This is a genomic window from Hoylesella timonensis S9-PR14 (assembly GCF_000762405.1).
In the GTDB taxonomy this organism is placed as follows: Bacteria; Bacteroidota; Bacteroidia; order Bacteroidales; family Bacteroidaceae; genus Prevotella; species Prevotella timonensis_A.
In genome coordinates, this window is the sequence record NZ_JRPQ01000033.1 from 1 (window position 1) to 9,553 (window position 9,553).

Annotated in this window: 7 protein-coding genes; 3 read left to right on the plus strand and 4 right to left on the minus strand. The window is 42.4% G+C overall.

Translation table 11 applies throughout. The features are described from left to right. Positions 1 to 93: 93 nt before the first annotated feature. Complete coding sequence (locus HMPREF9304_RS01360) at positions 94 to 1,944, minus strand: heavy metal translocating P-type ATPase (protein WP_036926042.1); 1,851 nt, start codon at positions 1,942 to 1,944, stop codon at positions 94 to 96. Between the two features lie 137 nt (positions 1,945 to 2,081). Here HMPREF9304_RS01360 and ruvB point away from each other — a divergent pair, with 137 nt between their 5' ends. From ruvB to ybeY, 3 genes are read left to right on the plus strand one after another with little or no spacing between them, the layout of a single operon-like run. Next, positions 2,082 to 3,116: a Holliday junction branch migration DNA helicase RuvB gene (gene ruvB / locus HMPREF9304_RS01365; RefSeq protein WP_008123722.1), complete on the plus strand. Its 1,035-nt coding sequence runs from the start codon at positions 2,082 to 2,084 to the stop codon at positions 3,114 to 3,116. A gap of 16 nt (positions 3,117 to 3,132) precedes the next feature. After that, positions 3,133 to 3,606 carry a pantetheine-phosphate adenylyltransferase gene (gene coaD / locus HMPREF9304_RS01370; RefSeq protein WP_036926043.1) on the plus strand — a complete coding sequence of 158 codons (474 nt, stop codon included), beginning with the start codon at positions 3,133 to 3,135 and terminating at the stop codon, positions 3,604 to 3,606. Between the two features lie 47 nt (positions 3,607 to 3,653). Further along, on the plus strand, positions 3,654 to 4,067 hold the full coding sequence (ybeY, locus tag HMPREF9304_RS01375; protein ID WP_036926044.1) for an rRNA maturation RNase YbeY: 414 nt from the start codon (positions 3,654 to 3,656) through the stop codon (positions 4,065 to 4,067). Positions 4,068 to 4,231: 164 nt separating this feature from the next. Here the strand turns inward: ybeY and HMPREF9304_RS01380 are convergent, their stop codons facing one another. From HMPREF9304_RS01380 to HMPREF9304_RS01390, 3 genes are all read right to left on the minus strand, one after another. After that, positions 4,232 to 5,779, minus strand: a complete 1,548-nt coding sequence (locus tag HMPREF9304_RS01380) for a S41 family peptidase (protein WP_036926045.1) — start codon at positions 5,777 to 5,779, stop codon at positions 4,232 to 4,234. Between the two features lie 71 nt (positions 5,780 to 5,850). Beyond that, positions 5,851 to 7,863 (minus strand): DNA topoisomerase IV subunit B, encoded by a 2,013-nt coding sequence (locus HMPREF9304_RS01385; protein WP_036926047.1) that lies wholly within the window; start codon positions 7,861 to 7,863, stop codon positions 5,851 to 5,853. A gap of 186 nt (positions 7,864 to 8,049) precedes the next feature. Continuing rightward, positions 8,050 to 9,201 carry a hypothetical protein gene (locus tag HMPREF9304_RS01390; RefSeq protein ID WP_036926046.1) on the minus strand — a complete coding sequence of 384 codons (1,152 nt, stop codon included), beginning with the start codon at positions 9,199 to 9,201 and terminating at the stop codon, positions 8,050 to 8,052. Between the last annotated feature and the right edge of the window lie 352 nt (positions 9,202 to 9,553).

Here is a 9,553-nt window from a genome sequence, read left to right on the forward strand (position 1 = left end):
CCTATTGATTTTTTCTATTTTGAAGATTTTAGATGACCGTTTTTTGGTAAAATAATAAGACAAAAGCCATAGAATTTTTGCGTCAAAATCGTTTTAGTTTTGCTTCTTAAAGAAGATGCGAGCGGCATTGAGAACAGCTAACAAAGCCACCCCCGAGTCGGCAAAAACAGCCATCCACAGATTGGCAAAGCCCAACAAGCCAAGGAGCATAACAACTGCTTTAACGCCCAAAGCCAATGCAATGTTCTGATGGACAATGCGCCGGGTGTATCTTCCAATCCTCATGGCACAAGCTACCTTTGAGGGTTGATCGGTCTGAATAATGACATCTGCCGTTTCAATAGCCATGTCGGAGCCTAAACCTCCCATGGCAATGCCCACATCACTCAAAGCAAGAACTGGTGCATCGTTGATACCATCGCCTACAAAGGCAACCCGCTCTCCTGCTTTCTTGACATTTTGAAGGTGCAAAACTTTCCCATCAGGCAGCAAATCACCATACGCATGCGATATTCCTAAGTCCGCAGCCACCTTGGTTACTAATTCCTGACGGTCGCCAGAAAGCATTTCAGCTCGTACAGGTAAATCCGAAATCGCTTTCTTTGCATCTTCTTTAATGGTATCGGCAAGAATAATATGCCCCATATATTTTCCCTTTCGAGCCACCGCTACCACTGTCTCTGGTATGCTACGCAAAGCGTCAGCATAAGATACTTGCTCACGATCTAACAGTTTTAAGTTGCCTACAAGCCATTCATCATTCTTAAGACCATAGCCTGCAATATCTTGAGAGCTGATGTTTTCTTCCGTAGGGCAATACTTCAAAATGGCTTGGGCAATAGGATGATTGCTCGACTTCTCCATAGCAGCCACGGTTTGCAAAGCCTCTTGGTCTAATCCTACTACAGACTGAACCGCAAACTCACCAGTAGTTAAGGTTCCTGTTTTATCAAATGCCACAACGTCCACCTCTGTAATGGCATCTAAGTAATTGCTTCCTTTGAACAAGATGCCATGTTTTGAGGCAAGTCCTATGCCTGCGAAATAACTTAAAGGAACACTGATAACCAATGCACACGGACAAGAAATAACCAAAAAGACAAGAGCTCGTCTGAACCAGTCAGTAAAAACGTAGCTGTACTGACTGTCAAAAATACTATATAAATAAGGACATACCACCGTCAACAGTGCTAAACCGATGACAATTGGTGTATAAATACGTGCGAAACGTCGAATAAATAATTCAGTGGGAGCTTTTCGTTCTGCTGCCGATTCCACCATATTTAAGATGCGTGAAACAGCCGATTCACTGGCAGGACGCACGACCTCTAAATGAGAGACGGCATCCACAGCTATCATTCCTGCCAACACTTCTCCACCCGTTTCAAAGGTTCGTGGTAGCGACTCGCCCGTAAGAGCAGCGGTATTGAACGCAGCGGAAGCAGAAACAAGTTTGCCATCGAGGGGAACTCTATCTCCTGCTTTGACCTCAAGAATATCACCTACCTGCACTTCTTCGGGGGATTTTTCAATGATTTTCCCTTGGACAACAACCTTAGCTACGGTAGGTCTAAAAGCAATCAGTTCTTGAATGTTATCACGTGCACGGTCAACAGCTCTGTCTTGCAAAGCCTCTCCAATACAATAAAGAAGCATCACAGCCACTCCCTCAGGATATTCGCCAATGGCAAAGGCGCCAATACAGGCAATGGTCATGAGCATAAATTCGCTAAAGACATCACCCTTGAGGGCTGTTTCCCATGCTTCTTTCATGACAGGCAAGCCCACAAAGGCAAAAGCAAGTAGATACCAAGCCAACATGAATTGAGGCTTTTCTACAAAATCCAACCCAAAGTAAGGGAAAAGTAGTCCTATGACCAACATTCCACCCGATAGGATAACATTCCACCAAGGCATTTGTTCTTCTGTATGTTCTTGTTCCATATTCTAAAGAGATAATTGTTTATTTTTTACAAAAGTACACTAATTAAAATGCAACCAAGTGTCAAAAAATAGCGAGGAGTTCGCATTGTAGATTTTATTCATTATCTTTGCAAGAACTAATTAGATGTCCAACAATCATGGAAGAAGATTTTAATATCCGAGAAGAACGCCTCTCATCCGCCGAGAAGGAGTTTGAGAATGCGCTAAGACCACTAAAATTCAACGATTTTAGCGGTCAGCCAAAGGTTGTTGAGAACTTAGAAATATTTGTAGAAGCAGCCAAATATCGAGGAGAGCCTTTAGATCATACGCTTTTACACGGTCCTCCGGGATTGGGAAAGACAACTTTGAGCAACATTATTGCCAACGAATTGGGCGTTGGCTTTAAGTTGACAAGTGGACCAGTGCTTGACAAACCGGGTGATTTAGCAGGCATTCTGACCTCTCTTGAACCCAATGATGTGCTGTTTATTGATGAGATTCACCGACTGTCACCTGTGGTGGAGGAATATCTCTACTCTGCCATGGAAGACTATCGCATCGATATCATGATAGATAAAGGGCCTTCTGCGCGGTCTATACAAATCGATTTAAATCCTTTTACTTTGGTTGGAGCGACAACGAGAAGCGGACTTTTAACAGCTCCTTTGCGTGCTCGCTTTGGTATTAACATGCACTTGGAGTATTATGAGCCGCCAACATTGGTTAGAATCATTACCCGAAGTGCCACCATCTTAAAAGTTCCTATTGATGAAGAGGCAGCTTATGAGATTGCACGCCGCTCAAGAGGAACGCCACGTATTGCAAATGCGTTGCTAAGGCGTGTACGCGACTTCGCACAAGTGAAAGGTAATGGAGGTATCAATACAGCGATTGCAAAATATGCTTTACAGGCATTGAATATCGACCAATATGGACTTGACGAGATAGACAATAAGATTTTGCTCACCATTATCGACAAATTCCGTGGAGGTCCCGTAGGACTAAGTACTATTGCGACAGCCATTGGCGAGGACACAGGTACAGTGGAAGAGGTGTATGAGCCATTCCTTATCATGGAAGGATTTATTAAGCGTACCCCCAGAGGGCGTATGGCAACGCACTTAGCATACGAACATTTGGGGCGAGACCCATACAAAGGCAACCTAATGGAACCAGGATTATTTACATAACTCACGAACGTTCAACATGAATCATAAAGAAAGAATTGGAATTTTCGTTGGAAGCTTTGACCCTTTCACTATCGGACACGACTCCGTAGTGAAGCGTGCATTGCCTCTCTTCGACCACATCGTCATCGGTGTGGGAGTGAACAGCCAAAAGAGCAACATGCTCTCTGAGGACGAACGCATAGAGGCAATTACAAAGTTGTATGCCAACGAACCCAAAATTTCGGTAAAGGTCTTTCACGATTTGGCGGTAGATTTTGCCAAAAGAGAAGGAGCTACCTACATGATAAAAGGCGTCCGATCGGTAAAAGACTTTGAATACGAACGTGAACAGGCTGACATCAATCGCCATATAAGTGGCATTGATACTATTTTCTTATTCACCGAACCACAGTTAGCCAGTGTAAGTTCATCGATGGTTCGTGAACTGTTGCGCTACGGAAGAGACGTAAAGGAGTTCTTACCCGTTGCGCCTAAAAGCGACAAACCGTAGCCTTTGAGTAGTAATTTCCATAAAATCAAACGAAAAAATACTGATTGATGATAACCTATAATGCAGACGGCGTGAAGATGCCGAACATCAAAAAACGAGAAACCTCGGCTTGGATCAAAGCCGTAGCCGCCACCTACGGTCGAAAGATTGGCGAGGTAGGCTATATGTTCGTAGACGACAAGAAGATTTTGGAGGTAAACAACGAATACTTGGGACACGACTATTACACAGATGTCATTACTTTCGACTATGATGAGGACGACACTGTGAACGGCGACATCGTGATTAGTCTTGACACAGTCCGTACCAATGCCGAGCTATTTGGCAAGACATACGAGGAGGAACTCCACCGTGTCATCATCCATGGCATTCTACATCTCTGTGGAATCAACGACAAGGGTCCTGGCGAACGTGAATTGATGGAGGCAGCAGAAAATAAGGCGCTCGCCATGAGAGCATAACTCTCAAGGAACAGGATGAGTCAGATAATTATCCTCTAACACCGTCCTCTCCTCAAATGCAGCCCACAGCAAACCGCTCATGGAGAACGAATATACATACAATACTCCCCGAAAACTATCACAAAGATAATTTTCGGGGAGTATTGTATCGTGAGAATTGAAGTTTATTTCATCAGTTCTACCGCTTTGAGTACGATGTCATTGGTTTCATTCATTATTCTAAAATACTCGTTCATGCCCCATAAATCACGTGCAACGAGCGCTTTTAACTGATTTTTCAACATGGGTAAAGTACGCTGAAGTTCTGCCTCATCCTTTGGTTTCAGCTTTGCTTCTTCTCCTGCCTTTATCACTGCATCGATGAAAGATTGTGGAACTTCATACGATTGATAAAACTGTTCATAAGATGCATACTTCTTTCGCAGTTGCTTTCGATGCTGATCAACGTATTTGAGGTTTTCATTAATAATGATTGACTTGGCTGCCAACTGTCGATGAAACGATGTAAACTTAGCCGTATCAAGCGGAACAAAGTAATCGGGCATCACACCTCCACCTCCGTACACAACTCGCTTTTGGCGCAAAGTATAATACTTTAACGAGTCTGCAAAATGGATACTGTCGGCACTGTACAGCTCTCCATGCTTGAAACGCTGGTCCAACTCCAGTGCATAGTCTTTACGATCGCCCTTTTTATAGGGTTTCTGGATGCATCGTCCCGATGGTGTATAATAATGAGCAACAGTGAGTCGCATCATACTTCCATCAGGAAACTGTATCGGACTCTGCACCAAACCCTTGCCAAATGACCTTCGTCCTACCACTTGTCCTCTGTCTTGGTCTTGTATGGCACCTGTAACAATCTCGGCAGCCGATGCAGAAAACTCATTGATAAGCACCATCACTTTCCCAGATAGCAAGCTACCATTGCCCTTAGCAAGATAGTCTTTACGATTAGAACGGCGACCTTTGGTATATACAATTAAGTCATTGCGGTGTAAAAACTCATTGGCAATCTGAACAGCAGCTTGCAAATAGCCACCTCCATTATCCTGCAAGTCTAAAATAAGATGCTGCATACCTTGCTTCTTCAAATCACTAACGCACGCCATGAACTCTGCATACGTCGTCGCTCCAAAGCTACCAATGCGGATATATCCCAACTGTGGTCGGATAAGATAGCTGGCATCAATGGTATTGACGGGTATTCTGTCGCGTATCACCGTGAAGAAGAGCATTCCTGAAATGTTTCTACGCAAGACGCCAAGCTTTACTTTCGAACCTTTCTTGCCACGCAATCTGCGCATAATCTCCTCACGTGCCATCTTCACCCCAGCGATACTACTATCATTAACACTCACGATACGGTCGCCAGCCATGATACCTACTTTTTCTGAAGGACCGTTTGCTATGGTCTGAATCACCATCAGCGTGTCTTGCATCATATTGAACTGTATGCCAATTCCATCAAACGAGCCTTGCAATGCCTCCGTCATCGCCTTGGTTTCCTTTGCTGTAGTGTAGGATGAGTGAGGGTCTAAATGGTTTAACATTCCACGGATAGCCTCTTCTACCAACCGATCTTCCTGAACAGTATCTACATATAAATTTTGAATAGCTATTTCCGCTATTTCCAATTTACGAATAGGAGAATTCTTCCCAAAATTAAAATTAAACTGTGCCGAAACGGTGCAAACCACCCATCCGAACATTATACACGCTATAAATCTTCTCATTTATTCAAACTTCGTTAAAAAATAATGGTGATAAAGTTGGTTCAGAATCAGCTTACTAAGGTGGCGTCTTCCTCTGGAATATCCTCTTCTACAACCAAATTATCAATAATAAAGTTTTGTCGTTCCATGGTATTCTTGCCCATGTAATACTCCAAAAGCTTTTGCACCTGATCATTTTTATGCAGTGTCACCTGTTCCAAGCGCATATCAGGACCGATAAAATGTACGAATTCATCGGGGGATATCTCGCCTAATCCTTTGAATCGGGTTATTTCAGGGTCGGGACCAAGTGCCTTGATTGCCTCTTGCCGTTCTTCTTCGCTATAACAATAGCGTGTAATGAAGTCGCTCTTTTTATCCTTCTTATCGAGCTTTTCATCCGCTTCAGCAATCACATCCTTATTCTTTATCTTTGTTCTTTTGTTACGAACCCTAAAGAGAGGCGTTTGCAACACGTACACATGACCTTTTTTAATCAGCTCAGGGAAAAACTGAAGGAAGAAGGTAATGATTAAAAGTCGGATGTGCATTCCATCTACATCGGCATCTGTAGCCACAATTACTTTGTTGTAACGTAGCGTATCCAATCCATCTTCAATATCAAGTGCAGCTTGAAGGAGGTTGAACTCTTCGTTTTCATACACCACTTTCTTTGTCAAACCAAACGAGTTCAAAGGCTTTCCACGCAATGAAAACACTGCTTGCGTATTCACGTCTCGGCTCTTCGTGATACTACCACTGGCAGAATCGCCCTCTGTGATAAAGATACAGCTCTCTTCTTTCCTGTCGTTTTTCTCGTCACTGAAATGGATACGACAGTCGCGTAGCTTTCTATTGTGCAAATTCGCCTTCTTTGCACGCTCTCTGGCGAGCTTCGTTACTCCCGCCATTGCTTTGCGTTCATGCTCGCTTGATTTAATTTTAGCCTCTAAAATATCCGCACAATCCTCCTTATGAATATGCAGATAATTGTCTACTTCACGTTTGATGAAATCGCCCACATACTTGTTAATGGTTTCACCTCCAGGTGCCATTTGCGTTGAACCCAACTTAATCTTGGTCTGACTCTCAAACACAGGCTCCTCAACATTGATAGCAATGGCGCCTACAATACCATTTCTAATGTCGGTATACTCGTAGTTCTTATCAAAAAACTCCTTTATCGTCTTGGCTATATGTTCCTTAAAAGCACTCTGATGCGTCCCTCCTTGCGTAGTATGCTGTCCATTGACAAACGAATAATATTCTTCTCCGTACTGATTGGTGTGGGTAAAAGCTATCTCAATATCCTCACCTATCATGTGTATGATTGGATACAAGCCATCTGTTGTCATGTTATCGTTCAGCAAATCTTCCAAGCCATTACGACTCTTGATGCGCCGTCCGTTATACATAATGGTGAGACCAGCATTCAGATACGTGTAGTTGCGCAACATCGTTTCCACAATATCATCGTGGAACGAATAGTTCTTAAAGAGCGTATCATCGGGTTCAAAATAAATATAGGTACCAGATTCGTCCGAAGTCTTTGTCATCTTATCGGTTTTCATGTCGCCTTTTTCGAAGGTAAGTTTCCTCACTTTCCCTTCTCTAAACGATTCTACTTCGAAATGAGCACTCAGTGCATTCACGGCTTTGATACCCACACCATTGAGTCCCACACTCTTCTTGAAAGCTTTGGAGTCGTACTTTCCGCCCGTATTGAGTACACTCACAGCTTCCACCAGTTTCCCTTGTGGGATGCCTCGTCCATAGTCGCGCACTCGAACTCGCAGATTATCTTCAATATCTATCTCTATCCGATCGCCCGCTTTCATTTTGAACTCATCAATAGAGTTGTCCAAAACCTCTTTCAGGAGTACATAAATACCGTCCTCTGGCAGTTTTCCGTCGCCCAATCTACCGATGTACATGCCTGGACGAGTACGCACATGCTCCATATCCGACAAGTGACGGATGTTATCATCGGTATAAGCAACAACATCTGCTTGTTGCTGAGGAGAGACAGACTTTTTGTTTTGTTGACTATTTTCTAATTTAGTGTTGATTTTTTCTGTCATAGTTCTTTGTATAATTATAGCATAGAGAGGAGGATTCATTGTTCACACAAGCCGCTTGAGTCACTTTTATTGTCGTCATTTTCACAACGAAATAAAGCGCAAGATTTCTCTTCTATCCAAGCGCATACGTACACATGAGAACGTAGGACAAATCAACCAAATCAGAAAAGATGAATACTAAACGTACTATTTTATCTCTTTACGATAACAACAGCGACGCTTATGATTCGTAGGCTTTAATGGTCCCCATTGACTTTGTACGCCTTCGTTGGTCACCAACTCTACTTGGCTCTCCGCCCATGTAAACCCATATTTGTTAAACACGGGAATTAAGTCGGTAAACAATAAGGCATTTGCTCCTTTTGAGCGATACTCAGGAAGAACGCCTAACAAGAGCAAGTCTCCTCCACCGCCAGTTTTTTGAAATTTAATGGCTCTTAATAAATACCACCAACCGAAAGGTAACAAACGTCCTTTACGACATTTTTGTAAGGCATACGACAAGGAAGGTATTGAAATGCCCACGCCTATCAGCTTTTTGTCCTTATTCCAATCCTCTATGAGTGTTATCATATTCAAATCGGCAAAGCGAAGATACATGTTCACATAATGATCAATTTGCTTCTCGCTCAACTCTGAATAACCATAAAGGTCTTTGTAAGTCTCATTAATGATGCCAAACACCTGACGTCCATAGTCGGTGGTTCGCAGTTCACGACGGGTGAGTTTCTTGATATGTAGATTGTAACGGTTCTCGACAACCTCTGCTACTTTAGCATATTTCTCAGGTATTTCCTTAGGAACATCTAAGAAATATTCCACATACTCCTGATCCACTTCCCATCCACCTAATTGCTCTAAATGTTGAGGGTAATAGGGATAATTGTAAATGGTAATCATGGTGCTGAGCTTGTCAAATCCCCAAGTCAGCATTCCTTCTGGATCCATGTCAGTAAATCCTAATGGTCCGACAATCTCAGTCATCCCCTTTGAACGACCATATTCTTCCACTTGCTCCAACAAAGCCCGTGACACCTCAATGTCGTCAATGAAGTCAATCCAACCAAAACGAACGCTTTTTTTATTCCATTTTTCGTTCGCACGATGGTTGATAATGGCAGCTACGCGTCCTACAGCCTTACCGTCCTTGAACGCAATGTAATATTCTGCCTCACAAAACTCAAATGCAGCATTCTTATCTTTCCGGAGTGTATTCATATCATCCATGAAAAGATTAGGGACATCGTATTCATTTCCCTCATAAAGGTCGTAATGTACGTCCACAAATTTTTTCAAATCGCGCCGCGACTCGACCTTTTTAATTTCTATAGATGGCATTCTATTCTAATAAAATTATAAGCAATATAGGCTGACAAAGATACGCTTATTTAGGAAATTTACAAAAGAAATCACGTATTTATTACATAAATAAGTGAATAATGGTATATTTTTATTCTGAAAAAGGACTATTGTTGGACAATCTGCAGATGACACGATAAGCTCAAATAACAATGTATATGCGAGATAAACACGCTGACACTGAAAAACGCTATACACTATCCAATTTTGTTGCTCCACACAAGTTTGGTAACGCATACTTTTCATATCGATGAATATACACCAATAATGTCAAATATTTTTTCTGTGTTTTGATAAAAGGACTAATATATGTTAATTAAAATATAGCACT

Excerpts from the sequence above, each read along its gene's own strand:
- HMPREF9304_RS01380 (WP_036926045.1), bottom strand. The coding sequence starts at position 5,779 with ATGTTCGGATGGGTGGTTTGCACCGTTTCGGCACAGTTTAATTTTAAT.
- HMPREF9304_RS01390 (WP_036926046.1), bottom strand. The coding sequence starts at position 9,201 with ATGCCATCTATAGAAATTAAAAAGGTCGAGTCGCGGCGCGATTTGAAA.
- HMPREF9304_RS01385 (WP_036926047.1), bottom strand. The coding sequence starts at position 7,863 with ATGACAGAAAAAATCAACACTAAATTAGAAAATAGTCAACAAAACAAA.
- coaD (WP_036926043.1), top strand. The coding sequence starts at position 3,133 with ATGAATCATAAAGAAAGAATTGGAATTTTCGTTGGAAGCTTTGACCCT.
- HMPREF9304_RS01360 (WP_036926042.1), bottom strand. The coding sequence starts at position 1,944 with ATGGAACAAGAACATACAGAAGAACAAATGCCTTGGTGGAATGTTATC.
- ruvB (WP_008123722.1), top strand. The coding sequence starts at position 2,082 with ATGGAAGAAGATTTTAATATCCGAGAAGAACGCCTCTCATCCGCCGAG.
- ybeY (WP_036926044.1), top strand. The coding sequence starts at position 3,654 with ATGATAACCTATAATGCAGACGGCGTGAAGATGCCGAACATCAAAAAA.